The following is a 23,305-nucleotide window of genomic DNA, read 5'->3' on the forward strand; positions in this document are numbered from 1 at the left end:
ATAATAAATTTAATCTAGCCGTTAATTAGTATATTTAGTATTATTTTACGATATATAAAGTTTTGAATTATTTTTTTATAAAATGCAACAATGGCACCAGTTAGAATTTACGCTAAAATCTAAATATTTTGATATAGTCGAGGATTATCTCTTTGATAACAATGCAGGTTCTGTAACAAGAATAGATAAATCCGATGATATAGTCAGTATTACAGTCTTATATGAGAACCATCATAATATAGATGTTATCATTGCTAATATTCAACAAAAGTTTGAAAATATAATTGAAAGCGAAATAGATTACGAAATAATTAAAGACCAGCAGTGGGAAGCAGCTTGGTTATATGATTATGAACCTATAGAGATTGGTAAAAATATAGTTGTTTACCCAAATTGGAAGCAACCACCCCAAGATAATAAGCATACTTATATAATAGTTGATCCAAGTATTGCATTCGGTTGTGGTAATCATGAAACAACTAAAATGTGTTTAGAGTGGCTAGAGCAGCATGTTGGCAAAGATACGACAGTTCTAGACTATGGTTGCGGTACTGGAGTGCTCGCTATAGGTGCTGTTAAATTAGGTGCAAAGTATGCCGAAGGTATAGATATTGATCCAAATTCAATAGAATCATCTATAAAAAACGCTCAAGAGAATAGCGTAGCTAATAAAACGCAATTTACTGATAATTTTCCTACACAACAATTTGATTTGGTCGTTGCAAATATCTTCTCTAATGTGCTGATAAGCTTGGTTGAAAATATAACTGGTAGCTTAAAATTAGGTGGCAGATTAGCATTATCTGGAATCGTTGAAAATCAGGTAGATGAAGTTCAACAAGAGTTTAAAAAATATGGTATAAGCTTTGGCCAACCCAAACAAATGGGGCAATGGTTTCTATTAGATGGTGTAAAAGATGGGCTTTAAAATAGCTGATATTGAAATAGAAAATAATGTCGTACTTGCACCAATGGCAGGTTTTTGTGATAGTGCATTTCGTACTATATGTAAAGAGCATGGAGCAGGACTGATATATACCGAGATGGTAAGTAACAAAGCCGTAGTAGAGCGTAACTGGGAAACTATGGAAATGCTCTATATGGAAAACAGTGAGAAGCCTCTTGGGATACAAATATTTGGTACAGATTTGGAGAGTTTTGTTGGTGCGACAAAATATATTGCAGAGAATACGGAATGTGATTTTCTGGATATAAATATGGGCTGTCCTATGCCAAAAATTGCTAAAAAACTACAAGCTGGAGCAGCACTTCTTAAAGATGTTGATAGAATCCATGAGATACTAACAGCAGTTGTCAAGGTAGTACATAAACCAGTAACTGTAAAGATGCGTATTGGTTGGGATGATGCAAATATAAATGCTATTGAGGTGGCTAAGGCTTGTGAAGATGCTGGTGTAAGTGCTATTGCGATACATGGGCGTACGCGTGAGCAGATGTATACTGGTAAAGCAAATTGGGATATTATCCGTGATGTTAGAAAAGCTGTAGATACTGTAGTAATAGGTAATGGCGATGTATTTTGCCCACATAGTGCTAAAGCGATGATTGACCATACAGGGGTTGATGCTGTGATGGTGGGGCGTGCCTCTCGTGGTAATCCTTGGATTTTTAGGCAAATTGCTGAGTATTTAAATAATGGCGAGCTAATACCACCACCAACACCAATTGAGCGTGTTGAAGTACTAGGAGAACATTTAAGAAGACTTATTAAACTAAAAACGGCCAAAGTAGCAGTTAAAGAAATTCGAACTCATGCAAGTTTTTATCTTGCTGATTTACCTAGTTCAAAAGAGTTTCGCATGAAGTTAAATCAGTTAGAGCATGAACAAGAGATTTTCAGAGTTCTAGAAGAATATAAAAAGATTTTAGAATAAGTTCATCTGCCTGTCATCAACTTCTCCAAGCCTTACACCTATACCAATCAATCGAATAGGGTGATTTTGTTTCTGATGTAATTCAATTATTAGATTTTTTATCACTTCTTTATCTAGTATTTTTGCTACTCTAGTCAGACTGGTTTTATTAAATTTTGTATCTGTAAATTTGACAACAATACCAATAATAGACTTATAATGCTCGTCAGTTATACGACTAGTCAATTTATCATATAAACTTGGTAGTTTCTCTAGGCAGGCCTCGAGAGTCTTTAGATCTTCAAGGTATGTATTTTCAACACTTACAGATTTACGAATACGAACTGGATTAACTTCACGATTATCTATACCTCTAGCATAGTTATATAAACTACTTCCAAATTTACCAAACTTATCTACTAGAGTAGCTAAGCTTAGTTGCTGCAAATCTGAACAAGTCTCGACATTCATACTTTTTAGTTTTTCTTGGGAGACCTTACCAACACCAAAAAGTTTCTTAACTGGTAAATTTTTAACAAAATCATTAACTTGCTCAGGAGTGATTACATATAAGCCATTAGGTTTGTTAATATCACTAGCTATCTTTGCAAGTAGTTTGTTTGGAGCTACTCCAGCTGATCCTGTGAGTCCCGTTTTGTTAAAAATTTCTTGCTTAATCGCTAGAGCAATTAGTGTTGCACTATTTTTATATACTGTAACATCCGTAACATCTAGATACGCTTCATCAAGAGATAGAGGCTCCACTTTAGTTGTAAAAGAATAAAATATCTCACGAATAATTGCAGAATCTGCTTTATATTTTGCAAAGTCCGTATTTAGAAGTATAAGATCTGGGCACTTTTGAAGAGCGATAGCTGTTGGCATAGCAGAATGTACACCATATTCTCTAGCTATATAATTACATGTTGATATTACACCGCGTTTGGGATTTGTACCACCTACAGCAAATGGTTTATCTTTGAGGCTCGGATTTGTTTTTTCCTCTACCTGAGCAAAGAAATAATCCATATCAATATGTATGATTTTTCTTGTTTTACTCATCGTAAATTTGCTGTATAAGTTTTTGGTTGACAACTACTCGCTATTATACACTCTAATGGTTTGTAGTTTTTAATTTAGGATATATATGAAAAAGATAATTATACTTGTAGTAAGTTTTATGGCCTTTAATTTATGTTTTGCGAGTAATCCAGAGCTATATTTATTTTTAGGAGGAGATTCTGTAAAAGATCATCTCAAAGTAATTGATAATCCTCAGGTAAAAGGTGCTCAAATAGTTTATTCTTGGAAAAGGTTGGAGCCAGAAGAAGATAACTATGATTTTTCAGATATCGAGGAGGATTATCAATTACTCAAAAAATATAATAAAAAGCTATTTATACAGCTACAAGATAAATCATTTGAAATTAAGAGTATTCCAGTTCCAGAATACTTACAATCTAAAACCTATGATGATGGAGTGCTCAGACAAACTGATTTCGCAGGAGAGGGGCAGCCTTTAGGTGCTGGTTGGGTTACTAAACAATGGAATCCTAAAGTAAACAAGAGATTTCATAAGTTGATAGATCAGCTAGCTAAAAAATATGATGGTAAAATAGCAGGTATAAACTTACCTGAAACATCTATTGATATAGATGATAAGTTTTTAACGGATAAGTTTTGTCAGACTTATGTAGGTTCAGTAGTTAGCAATATGCTTTATCTTAAAAAACAGTTTAAGCAAAGCAAAGTAGTCCAATATATCAATTTCTTACCGTGTGAATGGAATAATGATCATGGCTTTATGCAAGAGATATTTGATATAGCAATCAAAAATAATATCGGCATAGGTAATCCTGACACAGTACCATATCGAAAAAGTCAGATGAAAAATAGTTATCAATTTTTATATAAATATAAGGCAGATATAAATACTATAGCTATTGCAGTTCAAGAGCCTGATTATACATACACAAATCCAAAAACATTGAAGAAATTTACACCAGCAGAATTATATGATTTTGATAAGAATTATATTGGAGCTAATATTATATTTTGGAATATTCAACAGCCTCAGCTTGATAGCGTTTTAAAACTCTTTGCAAATGACTAACTACTTATAAATATCTGCAAATTCATCAACATTTGCATCTTCTTGCCATGAGTATTCTAACTCAATACTTTTTTGTTTAGCTACATCATAGCCTAAGATATCCGCGATAAAACCAAGAGACATATCTATGCCTGCACTTATGCCAGAGCTTGTATAAATATTACTATCTTTTACCCATCTAGCTTTGTCTATCCAATTTACATCTGGAGCTATAGATTTTGTCCATTTTAAAGCTTTTTTATTAGAGGTGGCTTTTTTGCTATTAAGCAGATTTGTTTGTGAAAATAAGGATGAGCCGGTACAGACTGTAAGTATATATTTAGTATTATTTGCTAGTCTAGTTAATTCAGTTATTAATTTTGTATTGTATATTAACTCTCTTGTACCAATACCCCCAGGCACAAATAATATCGAGTTTTTAAAATTAGCATCTGAAAGTTTTTTGGTATTTATACAGACATTCTGACTACTATATACATTACCACCTTCTAGAGAATAATACTCAAGTTTGAAGTGTTCTTTGAAACTCCCAAAAATTTCAACTGGCCCAAAAACATCTAAGGTTTCAAACTCATTAAATAAGACAATAATTACATTTTGCATCATAGATACCAATATAAATAAATGCTTTGAATAGTATAGCATTATTAGATCTGTAAAATGATTTATAAAAATACCAAATAGTGTAAACTTTTAGTCTATATTTTATAAAGGTATTTTTTATATGTTGTTGATTACTATAAAAATAATATTATCAGCTTTAATGGTACTAGGATTAATATATATATCTGAGAAAAGTCCTAGATTAGGAGGTTTATTTTCAGGTTTACCACTTAGTGTTGGTCTTTTTACTTATTTTTATGCGCGTGAGAATGGATTACAGTTTTTGATAGATTCAATGCCTTATGCTTTTGCAGGATTCTGTTGTACTTTGTTATTTACAATAGGTTTTTATTTAGGTGGCAAATTATTTCTTAATAATCGTTATTTTAATACTTTAAGCGCTCTTTTTGTTGGTTTTATTATTTATTTTATCAGTGGCTATATTCTTACAAAATTTAGTATTAATATATTCTCTGGTTTCATGATATTCTTGGTCGCCATGTTTATCACGATTCTTTTTTTCAGAAGAGTTGCTGATAATAAGCATACAAAGGTAGCTGTTAAGCTTAAACCTGCTAATAAACTAATTGTTATTACATTTAGGATTATTTTAGTTGCTTCATTAGTCTTAGTGATTACTGGAGTGTCTCGTATAGTGGGTCATGAGTGGGCCGGTATTTTTTCATCATTTCCAGTTATGCTAACGTCCGTGACTACAGTTTTGATATTTACATACAAAGATCAGCTATTTCCAGGTGTGTTAAAACATTTCTCTTATGGAGTTTCTATATTATTAATCTATGACTTATTGATATATTGGTTATATCCAATTATGGGTATTAATTGGGGTACTGTAGTTGCTTATATTGTTTGCTTTGTGTATCTATCATTACTAAATAAGCTAAATCAGTAGCTTATATTTGAAAATCACTTTTATATAAATACTCAACGTATATAATTTAGCTAATGAAATACTTATATTAAAACAAATGATTTTCTTTAAAAATGTATCTTATCAAGTAGAGATAAAAGAACTTTTTGATAGTATTAACTTTTCAATTTTTCCTAATCAAAAAATAGGCCTTGTGGGCAAAAATGGTACAGGTAAAACGACACTTTTTAACCTTGTACAAGGCAATTTAACACCAGATAAGGGCGATATTGAGATTGCTAAAAATACCCGTATAGTTACTGTTAAGCAAGAGGTTAATGATTTCGAAGCTAAAGTGATAGATTATGTAGTCAATGGTATAGAATCTTTAAAACAATTGAAGATCCAAATGCAAAAATCTTTAGAGTCTGAGAACTTTGTAGATTACTCAAAATATCATGAAGAATATGAATCTTTAGGAGGTTATGCAATAGAGTCTCAAGCTGGTAAATTGCTCTCAGGTTTAGGTTTTAGTATTAGTCATTTGCAACAAAAGGTAAAAGAGCTCTCAGGTGGTTGGCAGATACGTTTAAATCTTGCTCAAGCACTGCTACAAGAGTCAGATATTTTACTACTCGATGAACCAACTAACCATTTAGATTTAGATGCTGTATTATGGTTAGAAGAGTATCTACAGGAATATAAAGGTTCTTTACTACTTATTTCACATGATAGAATCTTTCTAGATAATGTTGTCAAGCAAATATTTCATATCGATAATAAGAATATAGATACTTATGCTGGTAACTATTCATCTTATGAAAAGCAGTCTTATGAGCAAAAAGTACTACAACAAAAGCAGTTTGAGAAACAACAAAAGCATATAGCTCATTTACAGAGTTTTGTTGATAGATTTAAAGCTAAAGCATCAAAAGCAAAACAAGCACAAAGTCGTGTCAAAATGTTAGAAAAAATACAGCGAATAGAAGCTGTTAAGTCAGATTCTGAATTTGGCTTTGAATTTAAACAAGTTAAAGAGCATTTAGGTGGAACTTTAGTTAGTCTACAAAATGCTGATCTTGGCTATGGTGATAAGAAGATCTTAAATAATGTAAAACTAAATATCTATAATGAGATGCGTATAGGTCTATTGGGTTTAAATGGAGCTGGTAAGTCAACTTTGATTAAATCTCTAATTGGTGAGATTGATATTTTATCAGGTAAGATTGAAAAGCATCCAAATCTTAGAGTAGGGTACTTCTCGCAACACTCATTAGATATGCTCGATTCTGAAGCCTCGCCATTATTACATATGCAACGCTTAGACTCACAAGCAACTCAAGAAAAGCTTAGAACTTTTTTAGGTAGTTTTAACTTTGTGGGCGATAAGGCTTTGGCAAAGGCAGGAACCTTTTCTGGTGGTGAGAAGGCTAGATTAGCTCTAGCAATGATTGTATATCAAGAGCCTAACTTTTTATTACTAGATGAACCAACAAACCACTTAGATATTGGCGTTCGAGAGGCTTTAACTGTAGCATTACAGAGTTTCCAAGGAGCTATAATATTAGTTTCGCATGATAGATTTTTATTAGAATCAACAGTTGATGAGTATATGCTTGTTGGTGAAGGGCAGGTTAAGCCTTTTGATGGGGATATGAAAGATTATTATAAGTATATTCTTGAAGTTAAAAAGACTGAGAATAATATATCAAGTAAGTCACCAGAATCTAGTGATGATACTAAAAAGCAAGATAGAAAATTATCTGCAGATAAAAGAAAGCAACTTAAGCCACTTCAGGATAAAGTCAAAAAACTTGAAAGGGCGTTAGAAAAATTACAACAGCAAGATCAACAAATGCAAGATGCTCTCCAAAATCAGGATTTATATGATGATAAGCAAAAACTTCAGCAAACTTTACTTGAGCATTCTCAGTTAAAAGAAAAAATAGAACAAACTGAATTAGAATGGTTTGAAGCCTTACAAGAGTTAGAAAGTTTAAAAGAAATGAAAAATTAATAATGAAGCTTTAAATACAATAGCTACTTATTCATTAGAATTTAATTGATCAAAGAACTTTAAAGATCATTGGCGATAAACTGACTACAGTCGATATGCCAATGACTAAATTCCTTGGGATTTATGCCACTGTTAAGCAAGTCTTTTGTATATGTTAGTAAGTTATTCTGAGAGTTAATCCAGAATTTACTAGCGTGTTGGGTATTTTCAGGAGTAGTAACAATATAGTTATTTGCAGTTCCTAAAGCTCCCCAGTTGTAGTATCTAAGCATGTCATAAAACCCATGAACATTTTCTGAGTTCCATTCAGATACATCTATTTTATCAATTAAAGCATTTGATAATGCTTGCATCTGCTCTGTGAAGTTTGCATCAAAATAGGCAAAGAATACAACATCTACTCCTTGATTATCCATCCAATTTTTTATTTCGTTAATATCTTGTTCATTCAAGGATTTTGCTTTTGTCGAGAGTTCAAATTTATTATAGTCTTGATTTTCTCTCTTTATGTAAGCTATATTTTCAATTGTTGAAGTCCCTTCTCTCTTTGCTAATTCTTCTCTTGCTTGGTCGAAGTTAATATCGTTGTCAACAACTGCATAATGCATAGCAGTCCTTTTTGCATCGAGAGTTATTAAACCTTGTGGGATAAATGTAACCGCTAGTCTAACTTGATTTGCTAAAAGATAGCCTGTACTTTTACCATCCTTATCATTCACACTTAAGCACATTGCAGCCGGAAGAGGAACAGTCATTTTTTTACAAGTCCCATCTTCTTGCTTAATACATGCAGAACTAGATGTAGGAGGAGCAAAATATAATCCACTAACTCTCAAAAAATCTACGGCCATATCAGGACCATTAGCCTGCCAAGGTCCTATATGTAGTCCATCAGAGTTTTTAATCAGAGATCCATAGCCGAAATATACCATTTTTTGCTGATATTGATCAACGTTAGCATATATATAAGATAAACAAAAAATAAATAAAGTAAAAAAACTTATAACTTTTCTTTTTGGCATTGTATAATTATTTCATAAATTAAAATTTATATTATATTATCAAAAAATAATCAAATGTAAATGTAAAATTAATAATTAGCTTAGGATTTATTGAAAATCATTTTCTATTTCTTCTAATGTTTTGCCAGCAGTTTCTGGAATAAGTTTTTTAACAATCAATAAATATACAAATGAACTTATAAAAATAATTCCAAACATAATATTAAAGCCGTATCTCTCGCCTATTTGTAAAAAATATCCAATAAAGAAGAATGCAAATAACATTGAAACTACATCCGCTATGAAGATACCAATAATTCTTACTCTATTCGGTAATAGTTCATTTATAAGGGTTACGATGACTCCAGAAGGACCAAATGCTAATCCGGCAATACATGTTATTAAGAACAAAATTACTAGTATGTAATTATAGTCAAAAGTAGGTAGGCTATATAATACTACTAGCAGTATCATGCTTATTAATGCAATTGTTAGTCCTGTAAAGATAACTTTTTTTCTTCCCCACTTATCTATATAAAAGATGGTTAATATGGTGACTCCAAAGTTAACAACTAAAATTAGAGAGTTTGCTATATGAGTTATATAAATGTTATTTGTTAATGGTGAAAGAATTAGCTCTGAAGAAAAAATAATAAAATTAATACCAGTCAATTGATTTAATATTAAGATTGTTGTTACTAATAAAACAGGCCGAATATCTTTTCCAATTAAAATTTTTTGTAAAAAAGTCTTAGGCTTGTGTTCTCTGAGGCTAACTCTAACTTCTTCGATATGCTTTTGTATTTCCTGCTTTGTCAAAGTGGGTTGAGTTTTACTTATGACTATATATGCATCATCATACCTCTTTCTTAGTACAAGCCAAGTAGGGCTCGGGGGTAATATGCAAATCAAGCCGAGCAAAGCTATTACAAGAAATATTGTAATGTATAAATATTGATACCAGCTAAGAGTATTATAAAAGAAAAATATTATAACTCCTGATAAACACATTCCAGCTGTCCAGAATAGTTGAAATAAAGTTACATACATACCTCTTCTATTAGCTGGAGATATTTCTGTAATATATATAGGAAATGCATAAGTACAAAGTAAAATAGCAGCTCCTTGAATAAATCTGGCTACTATTAGAGTATTATAGCTATTAGATATTACAAAAAGATAAGTTCCTATAATATACATTATTGCAAAAGAAATTATCATTGCTCTTCGACCAATTCGATCTGTAGCTAGCCAAACAACTTTTGCTAAAATACCACCTAGGAATACTAAGCCTAATAAAATAGATAACTGGTGATTATCCAGGTCGAAGTTATATTGAATATCTTTACCAATGCCTCCAACAATTGCTAAGGCATAGCCACCAATGATAGCTGAGATGATATATACAGGAAGAATAAACTTAAAACTGTATCTAAAATTTAAATTCATAAACCTAACTCCGTATATATCGAGTCTATTAATTGTCCATACATGCCTGTTCTATAAGTTTTGCCTTCAAAAATTCTAGGATAGATAATAGGACTATGCACACTGTTCGACATAATTATAATGGTAATCTTATTTTGAGAATCAGAAATAAAGCATTGACCTGTAAATCCAGTATGTCCTATAGTTTGATCACTACATTTTTTACCAAAAAAAGGTCTGTTCTTGCGTCCATTTGCTGTCCAAAACCCTAATCCAAAAGAAGGGTTAATGTTAGATGGTTGACTAAATTCTTTTATGGTGCCTTGAGTAAAAAATGTATTTTCTTGATATAACAAGCCTGCTAGTTTGGTAATGTCGTCAATAGTAGAAAATAATCCTGCATGACCAGCAATACCGCTCATTGAGTAGAGTGCTTTTTCATCGTGAACTAAGCCTCGAAGAGTATCAGTTTTTATATTATTAAAATTAGTTGTACCACAATTAGCATGGCCGTCAATTTGAGTTGCTACTATTTGATTTGGTAAATAGCCTTTTTCCAAAGGATTAAAACAGGTATTTTGAGCACCAGCTTTCGAATAGATATTTTTTTCTAGGAAATCATCCATTCTTTGATTAGTTATAGTCTCAATTAAACATCCTAATATTTTCATACCTATATCTGAGTAGATGCAATACTTTTGTGCTGGTTCAATGACAGACATCTTTGTTTTTAAGAATCTGATAGTAGTTTCTCTGTCTTGGCTATATAGAGAGTCTGCAATATGATTATTATAAAAATCAAAAAATGGAGCTACACCAGTAGCATGATTTAATAAATCTCGAATAGTTGGGATATAAGAGGTATTCTCAAATTTAAATTCTGGAATGTATTTTGTTATCTTATCATCTAGTTTGATTTTTTTTCGCTCATATAAGTACATGACTGCATAAGTGGTTGCAAAAATTTTTGTCAGAGAAGCTATATCAAAAAGCATATTATCTCTTAAAGATTGTGGGTTGCTGACAAGATTTCCTTCTTGATTATATCTATATGCGTAACCAAAATTATTTTTATAAATAGGTTTGTTATGAAAAACCACATTCACAGCTACTCCTGAGAAGCCATGTGAAATATCATGGTTAATAATATTTTCTAAATTTTGAAAATCCATTTTTAATATTTATCTATACTACCTATGAATATTAAAACATAGCTTTATACGAAATAGATATTTAAAATTTTTGTAAGGGATATAAAAGAAACTAATTATAAGAAAAATTAATAAAAAGTAGAATTAGTGCTGATAAGCTTCATCCCAGTTACCTGTTAGACCTGCAACCTCATATTCTGTTACTCGGTTCTCAAAGAAGTTGGTATGATCAGCACCATTTAAGATCCACTCTAACCAAGTAAGAGGATTTTTATCAATACTATATATTTCATTTAAACCAAGTTGATTTAAACGTCTATCTGTAATGTGACGAATATACTCTTTTACTTCATCAGCTTTTAGACCTTCGATAGTACCAATCTCATAAGCTAAATCAATAAATTTATCTTCAAGTTCAACAGCTTTGCTAGCCATTAGATATATTTCTTTTTTGAATTGATTATCAACTATATAAGGATTTTCTTGGCAGTACATTCTAAATAATGCGGCGTTACCTTCGACGTGCATTGATTCGTCACGGATTGACCACTCAACAACTTTACCCATACCTTTCATTTTACCGAAGCGTTGGAAGTTAAGTAACATTGCAAATGATGCAAATAAGGCTACACCTTCATTAAATACTGTCTTAGCAAGACAAAGTCCTAAACCACGACGAGTACTAGGATCCGCATCCATCATAAAATCGATTTTATCGGTCATTGCTTTATATTCTAAGAAAGCATGATACTCAGAATCTGGAAGGCCAAGAGTGTCATTCAAAAGGGCGTATGCTCTTTGATGAATACCTTCACGTGCAGCAAATGAGCCAAGCATATTTCTGACCTCATTATTCTTAAAAGCCGGAATAAATTGATCATAATAGTTTTGACCAACAGCTACATCCGATTGAGTAAATAACCTTAGAATATTAGTAATATATTCTTTTTCAACTTTAGTAATTTTACCATTTTTCCAGTCAGTTACATCTTCTGATAAATCTATTTCGTCTTCTATCCAGTGAGCTTTTTCATGTTTGACAGTTAGGTCAACAGCCCAAGGATAGCTAAATGGCTTGTATGTCTTAGAAAAAGTTGTTAGAGAAGAACCTTTGACACGAGCAATAACTTCACCAGCTCTAGCCATTAAATTGTCGTAGCCACCAATATGTACATCGTTGACGAATATTTGTGGTACTGATTTAACATGTTCCTCAACGAGTAGGATATTCTTATTTACTTCTGCATAGAAATTTAGTCTTTTTTCATCATCGTCAAGAGTAATTTGTGTAAAAGGAATATCATTTGCACCAAACCAGCTTTTAGCGAGGTCACAAAAAGGACAGTTCGTTTTTGTATATATTTTTACTTCCACTATTATTACCTATTTCTTAGCTAAGATTTCTTTCTCATTGGCTTTAAGATCTGTAAAGCCACCAACATGCTCATCATCAATGAATATTTGTGGTACAGTTGAAATCGGGAAAGCAACTTTACCACTTTGATTCATTTCTTCGTAAAATCTAAGACGTTGAGAGTGATCATCCATTATGGTTTCTTCAAAGAATATTTCATTCTCATCAAACCATTGTTTCGCCCATACGCAAAATGGACAGCCATTTCTAGTATATATTTTTACTTTCATATTTTAGCCCTCACAAGCGATACATTCATTCTCAGATTGTTTTAACTCTGAGAATTCTACAAGCCTATTTTTTTCAACCTTCTTAGAAATATTTTCGGCTCTATTAGAAGTCTCTGTTCTTAAGTAATATAATCCTTTACAACCATATTTCCAAGCATTGAAGTGAACTTTATGGAGATAACCACGAGAAGCTCCAGCTGGAAAAAATATATTAAGAGATTGACCTTGGCATAGATGGTTTTGACGTTGTCCACCTAAATATACAACCCAATCTTGATCCATTTCTATTGCTGTTTTAAATACAGCTTTAATATCATCACTCAAGAATTCTAGCTGTTGAACAGAGCCTCCATTAGTAATAATATCTGACCAAACTTCCTCAGTATTTTTACCAACCTTTTCTAACTCTCTTTCTAAGTATTTATTCTTAGTTAAATGTGAACCAACCCTAGTTCTTGAGGTAAAAGCATTTGCTTTCCAAGGCTCGATACTTGGCGAAGTGTTTAATATAAGAGAACTATTGGCATTAGGTGCTATTGCTAATAAGTGAGCATTTCTACGACCAGTACCAGCCATATCAGGAGCTTCACCTTTTTCAGATCCTAATATTAGAGTCTCTTCTACAGCTTGCTCTTTTATACGCTTAAATATCTCTTCATTAATTTCTTTGGCTTTTTGAGATTCAAATGGAACATTATGCTTCTGTAAATATGAGTGAAAGCCCATAGCACCCAAGCCAAGACTTCTTTCACGAGAAGCACTATATCTAGCTTTAGAAATTTCATCTCCAGCATGATCTATGAAAAACTGTAAAACATTGTCTAAAAATCTAATTAAATCTTTAATTAGAGATGTATCTTTCCATTCATCATACTTTTCTAAATTTACTGAAGAAAGACAACAAACTGCTGTACGCTTTTCATCAGTTACTAAATGAATCTCATTACATAGGTTAGAGCCTTTAATTGTTAAACCAAGCTCTTTTTGTGATTTTGGTAACGCTCTATTCGCAGTATCGATAAAGTTTAAATAAGGTTCACCAGTACGATAGCGAGTCTCTAGAATTGTTTCCCATATTTTACGAGCTTTGACTATATCTCTAACAGTTTTGTCATCAGGGTCTACAAGTTTCCAATCTGCATCGTCAGCAACTGCTTGCATAAAGTCATCAGTTAAATTAACTGCATGGTGTAGATTTAAGCACTTTCTGTTCACATCACCTGTTGGTACACGTATACCCAAGAATTCAACTATATCTGGATGAGAAACATCCATATAAGCAGCATAAGAGCCTTTGCGAGTTTTACCTTGTCTATAAGCAACCATATCTGCATCAACTGTGTGCATAAACGGTATCGGTCCCGGAGCTTTATTTGAAACAGCTCTTACATTTGACCAGTGTCCACCGACACCACCACCTTTTACTGACAGCCATCTAAGCTCAGATGAGTGTTCTATAAGGCCTTCTAATGAATCTGGAACATAAGATAAAAAGCAACTTATTGGCAATGATTTAACTTTTGCACCTGGAAGAGGGGCATTTGAAAGCACCGGAGATGCAAACATAAACCAACCTTTAGATGCAGCATCATATATGCGTTGCGCAAGGTTCATATCGCCAAAAGAGTATGCAACAGAAGCTCTTGCAAAAGCATATTGTGGAGAGGGTTCATTCTCTAGACAATAGTAATTAGTAAGCAATTGTTGTGCTTGTTCTGATAGCTCATGATCCTTAGATATATCTATATGGATGCCAAGGTATTTTTCATTAGACATAATAAACAAAAACCCTATTTAAATTTAAAGTAATTTCAAAAATATTATATTAGTAACAAATCTATACTAATTTAGTATAATTGATTTTTTAACTAAAGAAATTTTATCAATTTTTTTTGATTTTAGAATACCAAAAAGTCAAATATTACACTTGACTTTGATGAATCACTTTTGAGATGTAGACAGTACAATGGTTACTGTCTAGACATGCTAGAAAATTATTTTGATAAAATTTCAGCAGCGGCAATATTAAGCTCTTTAACTGCATTAATTGATACTTGAAGTTGCTCTCTTTCTTTATCAGAAATTTCAACTTCAATAGGCCTTACGCCATTAGCAGAGATTTCTGTTGGAACACCTACGAATAGATCTTCGTCAACACCATACATACCAGCTTTTACTTTTGCAGCACATGGGAGTACCATCTTCTTATCTCTTAGATAGCTTTCTGCCATTTGTATACCTGCAGCAGCTGGAGCATAGTAAGCAGAACCTGTTTTAAGTAAAGCTACAATCTCACCACCACCACTTCTAGTTCTAGCTACTATAGAATCTAATCTTTCTTGGCTAATTTTGCCTTCTTTGACTAGTTGCTCTAGAGATACGCCCGCAACATTAGACATTTTTGTAAGAGGTACCATAGTATCACCATGTCCCCCCATTACATAAGCCTGAACTTGCTGTACAGAGACATTAAGCTCATCTGCTAAGAAAGTTCTAAATCTTGCAGAATCAAGTACACCAGCCATACCAACAATCTTATTATCAGGTACACCAGAGAACTTTTGTAGCATATTTACCATGATATCAAGAGGATTCGTGATACATATAACAAATGCATCTGGGCAGTTGTGCTTGATACCTTCGCCTACAGCTTGCATTACTTTAATGTTGATGCCAAGTAAATCATCACGAGACATACCAGGCTTTCTTGGTACACCAGCTGTGACTATTACCACATCAGAGTGTTCTAGATCTTTATAATCATTTGTACCTCTAACTTTGAAATCAACTCCTTCAATAGGGCAAGTTTGTAATAAGTCTAGAGCTTTACCCTGAGGCATGCCTGGAGCTATATCAAAAAGAACCACATCACCTAGCTGCTTGATTAGTGATAAATGAGCAAGTGTTCCACCAATATTACCAGCACCAATAAGCGCTATTTTCTTTCTAGCCATTAAAATCTCCTTAATTATGCTAAAAAATGAATCAAAATAGATATTTCATAATTATAACTAATAGTTTAGCTGTTATTCAATGAAAACTTTTGTAACGATTATAGTTTATAATTATAATAGTTTTCAATTAAACTGATTTGTCTTTTTATATGTTAAAAAAAATTATGAGTAATGTAGGCTTACTAGTGGGAATTGTAGGTCTAATAATATTTATGTTTGGTTTAGTTGAAACAGATGTTGCTCAGAAAAATCTTATAGTTTTTTTTGCAACTTTTTTCTTATTCTTATCAGCTGTGATCCAAAAAGAGCCGTTTTTTAGTGGTTTGCAAGGTATTGCATTTGTTAGTGCCACTATGGTTTTTTTTAGTTTTTCTCAGATATATAATTTACTAGTATTCATAGTATTGGCAATTATATTCTCAATTACTTATTTTAGTAAGTATAAAATAAATATAGCTAGAGTTTGTGCTTTTATAGGGCTTGTAGCGTTATGTTTTGGTATACTATTGAGTAGAAATGAACCTATGATTGTATGTGGTATAGTTCTGGCTATTTATGCTGTATTTTCAATTAGAGAAGGTTATACGGTGGGTTGGGTGTTCTTGATACTCAATCTGTTGTTTGCGATTGTCGCAGCTAATGCGATATTTGGTTTTATTTAAGAAAGGACTTCAGTTATGAGAAAATTATCTTTTTTAGATCGAATTGTTGAAGAAATTGATAGTTATGCAAGATTTACAAAGCATCCTCTTAATCCCAATAGAAAGTCTCCAGCTGGTGATATAAGAGATGGTAAGTTATCTGACGAGGATAAAAAACACGCAGCTGGACTGATGCGAGTTGATTATACTGGAGAAATTTGTGCTCAAGGACTTTATAGAGGGCAAGCATCTGTAGCAAAATCAGTTGAAACAAAAGAGCACTTATATCACGCAGCTGACGAAGAGTATGACCATTTAGCTTGGTGTGCGGAGCGACTAGATGAGTTAGAGGCAAAGCCTAGTTTACTAAATCCATTTTGGTACTGGGCATCTTTTAGTATAGGAGCTACCGCTGGCTCTATTAGTGATAGTCTAAGTTATGGTTTTGTTGTGGAGACAGAAAAACAAGTTATGAAACACCTGGATTCACATTTAAAAAACTTACCAGTTAATGATAATCGCTCACGTGAGATACTTAAACAAATGTACCTTGATGAATCTGAGCATGCAATTGAAGCAGAGAAAGCTGGAGGCAAAAAGTTACCTAAACCTGTAAAAGCTATAATGAAGCTTCAGTCAAAAGTAATGACTACACTGGCGTATAGATTCTAAATTTTACAGTCTTTCAACTGTGACTTATATAAATTAGTATAAGCTTTAACTTTATTTGCTATATTTTTATCTTCTTCGATTTTAGCCTTATTTTTGAATGTGCCAGCTTTGTAGCGCTTATATCCAGTTGCTCCAAGCATATATGCCATATATAGATTTTCGCTATCACTCATTTTAAGTTTTAGAGATTTTGAAAGTTGTGCCATATACCAGCCTATAAACTGTACACTATCATCAAAATTATTTCTTTTAGCATTTTGCTTAACTTCTTCTTGGAAGTGTTTCCATGTACTGTTTATAGCTTGAGCATATCCATAAGCAGTTGAGTAACTGCTTTTAGCTTCGGCATCGAAACGAGATTCTTGGTATATCAGACCCATTGCAAAAGCTGGGGATAGATTATATTTATCTTGAGCTTTTTTTAGTGATAATTTCCAGTTAGGGTTTTGATCTAATATTTCACAAGCTCCCATATTTGCATCAACTTGTACATCTGAGGAGTTACTCGAGAAAAAAACGGCAGCTGCTACAATAATTACAACAAGTAATACATATCTAAGTCTAAACTTTTTTGGCATTTTCTAAATGACTTTTTAGTTATATTAATCATTAAGGGTAAATGATATGAGAGTATATTTCTAGGGTTTAAAATATTTTATTGATTAAAATGATTTCCAACAATTTCTTTGATAACAATACCTGCTATCGTAAGACCAAATAGCGAAGGCATATAGCTAAGAGTTCCATTTGTAGCTCTAGATCTGCCATCTTGATTTGGCTCAGGAGCATTAGGTGGGAGAGGGTCTATACCTTTTTGTGTTGAAAAGATAGCTTTGACTCCCTTTGCAACATGTAATTTTTTTAATCTTGTTCTCATCGCCCTTGCTAGAGCACATACATCAGTTTTGTATATATCTGCTACTTTTATCTGCGTTGGGTCTGTTTTTCCACCGGCACCCATACTTGATATTGTTTTTATACCTAAGTCTTGATGAGCTACCTTAATGAGGTTTACTTTAGCATTAAGTGTATCAATAGCATCAATTACATAGTCATATTTTTCATTGCTAAGTAGCTCAAGAGTATTTTCTGGGTTTATAAAAGTCTTTAAAGCATTAACCTTACATTCTGGGTTTATATCTGCGATGCGCTCTTTCATAATATCAACTTTTGATTTTCCAATAGTACTATGAAGAGCGATTAGCTGTCGGTTAATATTTGATGGATCTACTACGTCCATATCAACTATAGTAAGCTTGCCAATACCTGCTCTGGCAAGAGCCTCTATCACATAAGAGCCTACTCCGCCACATCCAGCTACAAAGATGTTAGTATTCTCAAGTTTATTAATACCAGTTTCATCGACTAAAATACCGGTCCTCTGTGTAATAGCATCAATCATAGTTTTATATGTATACCTTATTTATATCATCAATGTATTTATATGCAAATAGATTAGCATAGGTTTCACCAGTTACATGGTCAATTTCATTAATATCAAGCTGTACCGGTAACCAATCAGTAGTGCTTGTAACAATTTTGTTATTATCCAAAATAAAACCATCAACTATAGCATTGGCATTTTGCATAAATTTATCATAATTAAGTCGAGTTACTACAGAGTCCTCTTTGAGTGCAAATAGATACAAAGGAGTTCTGGTTTTTTTACCAAAATTAACAATATCTGCAGCTTTCATTGTCTCAATAAGTTCTTTATTGGTAAATATTTTTTCATTAAATAAGTCATACATTGAGTTGTTACCAGTAGGTATAGCGTAATGAGAAGCAGATTCTTGATTAGGAAACTTCTTGTATAATGCACTATTAAATATTGCTCCAGCAAATTGTGTATTCGGTAAATGCTGCTGCAAAAATAAAGAATCGAAGTTATAGTGTTTGTTTTCAAGATTACACTTTTCTTGTGAGAATGTTGAACACTTCATTTCAAAGAAACCTTTATCAATGTCATTTGTGCTTATAGTTTTAGATACATTGCTATAATTTAGATAACTCATAAAAGTGTTTGCCATTAAACCAGGTTTTAGCATCGATGTGATAAGTTTACTGTGTAAAAAATACTTACTAGAGTCATTGTTATCAGTCATAAAGTCTAGAGTGGTATTACTTACATCATAAGCTCCACTTAATCCAGCAGCAGCTCTATATCTATATAGTGTATCTAACTTATCTACCCCTTCACAGTCACCATGCCATCCTAAACATTTGGCTGTCCATATAGAATATGCTCCACCTTCAGAATAACCAACTGAAAATAGATTTAGTGTTGAGTTATCTTTCAGATCATATTTTTTGCGGATATCACTACTAGCATTATTCAATAAATCAACAGCTGTATTTATGGTTTGTTTCGGATATAAAACATAGGGGTGATAGTTTTTATAGTCATCTCCTTGACCAATATAGTCAGGAGCAACAACGATATATCCATTAGCGGCATATACTCCAGCGTAAACAGTATTTAGATACAAGCTAGTCTTATTTTTTTTATCTAGATTAGAAGGAACTCCAGCATTATCAAATACAGTAGGGTGATAGTATAAGACTACTCCCTTTGGATGATTGGTGTTAGGAAGCATTACAAGTCCAGATACATGAGATGTTATTTTTCCTGTAGCTGGGAAAGAATTGGTTGTAGTATATGATATTTTATCAAGTTGGATGTATTTTATATTTTTATTACCAAGAGAGCCGACATCTATGCCATAATCTTTTATGTTCTTAAAATTTTTATCACAATCCTCTTTTGATAGATTCTTATTACAGAAATATTTTGTTTTGAAATCGTTTTCGATATCTTTAGTTGTCCATGTTGCCGTATTTACTACTTCTGTGTACCCCAAAGAAGATAACAGTAGTAGTCCTAATAGTGAGCTTTTTTTTATCATGTGATTTTACTCTAATTAATTATATATCTAAGTTAATATTTCTAACATCAGTTACTGTCATCCCAGCCTTTAGAGCACTAATAAGACCTGGTACACCATCTTCAAACACATGACAGTCACGAGGTTTAACATTGTATTTATTCGCTAATAATGTAAATGCATCAGGTGAGCTTTTATTTGGGTGTGAGTCATCTGCTGTAATTATGCTGTCAAAATAATCAGTAAGTCCCAGAACATCTAAAGACTTAATTACATTGGCTTGTTTGCCACCAGATATTACTATCATGGGTATCTTATTATGATAGTGTATAACTAAGTCAACTATAGGTTGGATAGGTCTAGTTTGGCTTAATAGTTCATAAGAAGCTTCTTTAATTTTTTCAGCGATTATGGGTGTTTCACTTTCATCAAATTTGAATACTTCTTTGAGTATATACTCACTAGGTAGTCCGTTATATTTATCAAAGTCGATAGATTCGACCTCTGGCTTGGTATTTTTCAATACACTAAGCCAAGCATTAACGTGTATTTTCATATTGTTTGCGATTGTGCCATCACAGTCAAAAATTAGAAGTTTAGTGTTTTTGTGAACAGGTAAAAGCATATTAAATTTTGTTAATAAGTATTGTTATCAATATTATATACGATAAATAGAGTTGACATAAGTATAATTAGAAAGCAAAATTAAGAGCGTTAAATTTTAATATTGACCATAAAACTTTGTATAAATGGAGGAATGAATTATGGTATTAGTAGGTAAAAAAGCACCTGTATTTAATACACCAGCTGTTTTAGGAACTGGTGAAATTGTTGATAGCTATGACTTTGCTAAAGCTATCCAAGGTAAATATGCTGTTGTGGTATTCTATCCACTAGATTTTACATTTGTTTGCCCATCTGAATTAATTGCTTTAGACAAAAGAACAGCTAAGCTAAAAGAGCTAGGTGTTGAGGTTGTAAGTGTATCAATAGATTCTCATTTTACACATAATGCATGGAGAAATACTCCAATTAATGACGGAGGTATTGGACCAGTTCAGTACACTATGGTTGCAGATATTAATCAAGAAATTGTTAAAGCTTATGATGTTCAGTCTGAAGGTGGTATGGCATTTAGAGGTACTTTCTTGATCGACAAATCAGGTATCGTTCGTCATCAGGTTGTTAATGATCTTCCTCTTGGTAGAAATATGGATGAAATAACTAGAATGGTAGAAGCGTTACAGTTCCATGAAGAACATGGTGAAGTTTGTCCTGCTGGTTGGAACAAAGGTGATGAAGGTATGAAAGCATCTCCTGAAGGTGTAGCTGAATACCTATCTGATCACGTTGTAGATCTATAATTTATCATTTATTCTTATACTTTCTAATTTAATCACGATTTTTGCTCATAGATGAAAAATATTTTTTTAATATTAATAAGTTTGCTAGTGCTGACTTATGATGTCTATGCGGCAAATGATGTTGCAGATATAGATACTCAAAAAAAGTTAGTTAATACTGATAAATCAAAAGCTAATACTTCTCAAGATAATTCTGCTTTAGATACGGTCGAACAGTATGAAGGAGAATCAATAGCTCCCGGGACAACGTTTGATGTTGGAAAAACTCTTCTAAAGCTGTCTCGTGCTGATAAAGTTAAGCCTCCATTCTATCAAGGGATAAAAAATAATGTAATACTTTCTCAAGCAATGCTTAATACCCAGCAAGAAACCGGAGATCCTGAGTTTATCATTTTATCACGCCAGAACGGTTTGCTAAAAGATGACTATCTATATGTGGGGGGAATGGCTTCTTTTATTCCAACCTGGGGGCGAGATACTCAAAATGGTGTATCATCACGTTCAATTAATAACTATTCACTAGAGTATTATGTAGCAAGTACTTTAGGTGATTGGACATCTGTTTTTGCTTCTTTAAATACCTATACTATTGATGGTAAGTGGTCAGCAACTCCTGGTGGAGTATATTTTATATTAGGTAATTTGAATAAATTACCTGTTTATTCATATGCTGCGCTATCAACTGTGAATTTTGGGAATTTTGATGAGTCTACTAATATTATACCTACCTTAACACGTTTGTATTTTATGCAATCTGGGGGTAATGTGAATCTTTCGTATAATAAAGATGGCTTGCAGACAAATTTTGTATTCTTAGCTTCATCTAAGGATGATTTTTTGAAAGTAGCTAATGCATATGAAGGTAACTCTAAGTTAAGTTTTTCTGTAAATATGAAATATACCCAAGACTTACAAAGTGTTGGAGACTATTGGTATGTTGGAGCAGCATATTCAAATGTCTCAGGCTTTACAAATGACTATAATGACAACGTTGGAGTTGTGGACTTTAATGTGGGGATGAATATTAGCAAATTGGAGCTTGTTAATGAATTTGTGTTTACAGATAAAGGTGTAACCTCAATGACAGATGTTTCGGGAGGTTTTAATTTAAGAGAATCTTTTGCATCATCAATTTTTCCAGATTTAAAGTCGAATGATTTTTTGACTAGTGGAGGTAATGTCTTTGGCTGGTCTTCACAGCTTGACTATACAGCGAATGTTATGAATAAGGATTTTGTACCATTCGTGAGTTACTCTCAGATCCAACAAGCATCTGATAATTATGCAGCATCTTTGGCAACTGGCTTTAGATATAATGTTTTTGCTGATGGGTGGCTTGGTTTTAGCTATACGTATGTTAAAGGAAGGGCAAAAACTTTCTCAGAGCAAGATAATATTATGACTATGTATTTGAGAATATTTATATAAAATTAGATTGTTTGAGTATATGGTGCGATTAAATATAATTGATAGTAATTAGCAGACTATAATGTTATATTAATGCACACTAAAGAATTTAAAGGGGATTATTATGTCTGAGTATCCTTCATGTCCTAAATGTCAATCCGAATATGTTTATCAAGATGGTGAGTTACTAATATGTCCAGAATGCGGTTATGAATGGCAAATTAATGAATCTATTGATGAACAGTTGGTTATCAAAGACTCAAATGGTAATCTACTTGCTGATGGTGATACTGTAAGTGTTATTAAAGATTTAAAATTAAAAGGTTCATCAAAAGTTATTAAAGTTGGAACTAAGGTTAAAAATATCCGTTTAGTTACTGGAGACCATGATATAGATTGTAAGGTTGATGGTTTTGGGGCTATGAAATTAAAATCTCAATTTGTTAAAAAAATATAAAATGAAGTATATAAGGTTATCTTTTTTTCTTATCTTTGGGTTTGTATGTAGTTTTTGTTATGCATATTACATAGAAGAGAATGGCAAAAAAATTCCTGTGAGTAAAAGAGTGGCTGATACTATAGATGATATAGAAATAAAAGAAGGTGAAGCACTAAGCCAACAACAAATAGTTGACATAATAGAAGAAAATGACAAGGACTTAGATAGCAAAGAATTGTAG

At 32.5% G+C, this 23,305-nt stretch carries 24 protein-coding genes; 11 read left to right on the top strand and 13 right to left on the bottom strand.

Annotation, left to right across the window (positions count from 1 at the left end; all coding sequences use genetic code 11):
* Window positions 1-82: 82 nt before the first annotated feature.
* Window positions 83-928 carry a 50S ribosomal protein L11 methyltransferase gene (gene prmA / locus FQ699_RS09315; RefSeq protein WP_146422080.1) on the top strand — a complete coding sequence of 282 codons (846 nt, stop codon included), beginning with the start codon at window positions 83-85 and terminating at the stop codon, window positions 926-928.
* Complete coding sequence (dusB, locus tag FQ699_RS09320; protein ID WP_146422081.1) at window positions 918-1,895, top strand: tRNA dihydrouridine synthase DusB; 978 nt, start codon at window positions 918-920, stop codon at window positions 1,893-1,895. The genes prmA and dusB overlap by 11 nt, the downstream gene beginning before the upstream one ends.
* Here dusB and dinB read toward each other — a convergent pair.
* Window positions 1,887-2,936, bottom strand: a complete 1,050-nt coding sequence (gene dinB, locus FQ699_RS09325; RefSeq protein ID WP_146422082.1) for a DNA polymerase IV — start codon at window positions 2,934-2,936, stop codon at window positions 1,887-1,889. The genes dusB and dinB overlap by 9 nt on opposite strands.
* An 85-nt stretch (window positions 2,937-3,021) precedes the next feature.
* On the opposite strand from dinB, the gene FQ699_RS09330 reads away from it, so the two are divergent.
* A complete protein-coding gene (locus FQ699_RS09330) occupies window positions 3,022-3,987 on the top strand; it encodes a hypothetical protein (protein WP_146422083.1) in 966 nt (321 codons plus the stop codon).
* Here the strand turns inward: FQ699_RS09330 and FQ699_RS09335 are convergent, their stop codons facing one another.
* Window positions 3,988-4,590 carry a DJ-1/PfpI family protein gene (locus FQ699_RS09335; RefSeq protein ID WP_146422084.1) on the bottom strand — a complete coding sequence of 201 codons (603 nt, stop codon included), beginning with the start codon at window positions 4,588-4,590 and terminating at the stop codon, window positions 3,988-3,990.
* Window positions 4,591-4,711: 121 nt separating this feature from the next.
* Between FQ699_RS09335 and FQ699_RS09340 the strand changes: the two genes are divergently transcribed.
* Together FQ699_RS09340 and abc-f are read left to right on the top strand one after the other, a co-directional pair.
* A complete protein-coding gene (locus tag FQ699_RS09340; protein ID WP_146422085.1) occupies window positions 4,712-5,503 on the top strand; it encodes an MFS transporter in 792 nt (263 codons plus the stop codon).
* Window positions 5,504-5,579: 76 nt separating this feature from the next.
* A complete protein-coding gene (gene abc-f, locus FQ699_RS09345; protein WP_146422086.1) occupies window positions 5,580-7,478 on the top strand; it encodes a ribosomal protection-like ABC-F family protein in 1,899 nt (632 codons plus the stop codon).
* A 59-nt stretch (window positions 7,479-7,537) separates the two neighbouring features.
* Here the strand turns inward: abc-f and FQ699_RS09350 are convergent, their stop codons facing one another.
* The 7 genes from FQ699_RS09350 to mdh all read right to left on the bottom strand — a co-directional run bounded on the left by FQ699_RS09350 (window position 7,538) and on the right by mdh (window position 15,656).
* Window positions 7,538-8,500, bottom strand: coding sequence for a hypothetical protein (locus tag FQ699_RS09350; protein WP_146422087.1), 963 nt, complete (start codon window positions 8,498-8,500; stop codon window positions 7,538-7,540).
* Between the two features lie 87 nt (window positions 8,501-8,587).
* Complete coding sequence (locus FQ699_RS09355; RefSeq protein ID WP_146422088.1) at window positions 8,588-9,928, bottom strand: MFS transporter; 1,341 nt, start codon at window positions 9,926-9,928, stop codon at window positions 8,588-8,590.
* On the bottom strand, window positions 9,925-11,079 hold the full coding sequence (locus FQ699_RS09360; RefSeq protein ID WP_146422089.1) for a serine hydrolase: 1,155 nt from the start codon (window positions 11,077-11,079) through the stop codon (window positions 9,925-9,927). Before FQ699_RS09360 ends, FQ699_RS09355 begins: the two co-directional genes overlap by 4 nt.
* Window positions 11,080-11,202: 123 nt before the next feature.
* The gene (locus FQ699_RS09365) at window positions 11,203-12,435 is read right to left on the bottom strand and encodes a ribonucleotide-diphosphate reductase subunit beta (protein ID WP_146422090.1); all 1,233 of its coding nucleotides are present in this window, start codon (window positions 12,433-12,435) and stop codon (window positions 11,203-11,205) included.
* A gap of 6 nt (window positions 12,436-12,441) precedes the next feature.
* Window positions 12,442-12,702 (bottom strand): glutaredoxin, encoded by a 261-nt coding sequence (locus tag FQ699_RS09370; RefSeq protein ID WP_041263737.1) that lies wholly within the window; start codon window positions 12,700-12,702, stop codon window positions 12,442-12,444.
* 3 nt (window positions 12,703-12,705) lie between these two features.
* Window positions 12,706-14,478 (bottom strand): ribonucleoside-diphosphate reductase subunit alpha, encoded by a 1,773-nt coding sequence (locus FQ699_RS09375; protein WP_146422091.1) that lies wholly within the window; start codon window positions 14,476-14,478, stop codon window positions 12,706-12,708.
* Window positions 14,479-14,696: 218 nt separating this feature from the next.
* Complete coding sequence (gene mdh, locus FQ699_RS09380; protein WP_146422092.1) at window positions 14,697-15,656, bottom strand: malate dehydrogenase; 960 nt, start codon at window positions 15,654-15,656, stop codon at window positions 14,697-14,699.
* Between the two features lie 149 nt (window positions 15,657-15,805).
* Between mdh and FQ699_RS09385 the strand changes: the two genes are divergently transcribed.
* On the top strand, window positions 15,806-16,318 hold the full coding sequence (locus FQ699_RS09385; protein ID WP_146422093.1) for an MFS transporter: 513 nt from the start codon (window positions 15,806-15,808) through the stop codon (window positions 16,316-16,318).
* A 15-nt stretch (window positions 16,319-16,333) separates the two neighbouring features.
* On the top strand, window positions 16,334-16,969 hold the full coding sequence (gene coq7, locus FQ699_RS09390; protein WP_146422094.1) for a 2-polyprenyl-3-methyl-6-methoxy-1,4-benzoquinone monooxygenase: 636 nt from the start codon (window positions 16,334-16,336) through the stop codon (window positions 16,967-16,969).
* Here the strand turns inward: coq7 and FQ699_RS09395 are convergent.
* From FQ699_RS09395 to FQ699_RS09410, 4 genes are all read right to left on the bottom strand, one after another.
* Window positions 16,966-17,547: a transglycosylase SLT domain-containing protein gene (locus FQ699_RS09395; RefSeq protein ID WP_146422095.1), complete on the bottom strand. Its 582-nt coding sequence runs from the start codon at window positions 17,545-17,547 to the stop codon at window positions 16,966-16,968. The genes coq7 and FQ699_RS09395 overlap by 4 nt on opposite strands.
* A gap of 77 nt (window positions 17,548-17,624) precedes the next feature.
* Window positions 17,625-18,371 carry a tRNA threonylcarbamoyladenosine dehydratase gene (locus FQ699_RS09400; protein ID WP_146422096.1) on the bottom strand — a complete coding sequence of 249 codons (747 nt, stop codon included), beginning with the start codon at window positions 18,369-18,371 and terminating at the stop codon, window positions 17,625-17,627.
* Between the two features lie 4 nt (window positions 18,372-18,375).
* Complete coding sequence (locus FQ699_RS09405) at window positions 18,376-19,872, bottom strand: alpha/beta hydrolase family protein (protein WP_146422126.1); 1,497 nt, start codon at window positions 19,870-19,872, stop codon at window positions 18,376-18,378.
* 22 nt (window positions 19,873-19,894) lie between these two features.
* Window positions 19,895-20,479 carry an HAD family hydrolase gene (locus FQ699_RS09410; RefSeq protein WP_146422097.1) on the bottom strand — a complete coding sequence of 195 codons (585 nt, stop codon included), beginning with the start codon at window positions 20,477-20,479 and terminating at the stop codon, window positions 19,895-19,897.
* Between the two features lie 139 nt (window positions 20,480-20,618).
* Between FQ699_RS09410 and FQ699_RS09415 the strand changes: the two genes are divergently transcribed.
* The 4 genes from FQ699_RS09415 (at window position 20,619) to FQ699_RS09430 (ending at window position 23,305) form a co-directional block, all read left to right on the top strand.
* Window positions 20,619-21,218 (top strand): peroxiredoxin, encoded by a 600-nt coding sequence (locus tag FQ699_RS09415; protein WP_013923032.1) that lies wholly within the window; start codon window positions 20,619-20,621, stop codon window positions 21,216-21,218.
* A 51-nt stretch (window positions 21,219-21,269) separates the two neighbouring features.
* The gene (locus FQ699_RS09420) at window positions 21,270-22,646 is read left to right on the top strand and encodes a hypothetical protein (RefSeq protein WP_146422098.1); all 1,377 of its coding nucleotides are present in this window, start codon (window positions 21,270-21,272) and stop codon (window positions 22,644-22,646) included.
* A 103-nt stretch (window positions 22,647-22,749) separates the two neighbouring features.
* Window positions 22,750-23,082 carry a zinc ribbon domain-containing protein YjdM gene (locus tag FQ699_RS09425; RefSeq protein WP_013923034.1) on the top strand — a complete coding sequence of 111 codons (333 nt, stop codon included), beginning with the start codon at window positions 22,750-22,752 and terminating at the stop codon, window positions 23,080-23,082.
* 1 nt (window position 23,083) lies between these two features.
* Window positions 23,084-23,305, top strand: coding sequence for a hypothetical protein (locus FQ699_RS09430; protein ID WP_146422099.1), 222 nt, complete (start codon window positions 23,084-23,086; stop codon window positions 23,303-23,305).

This window comes from Francisella salimarina (assembly GCF_007923265.1).
Lineage (GTDB): Bacteria > Pseudomonadota > Gammaproteobacteria > Francisellales > Francisellaceae > Francisella > Francisella salimarina.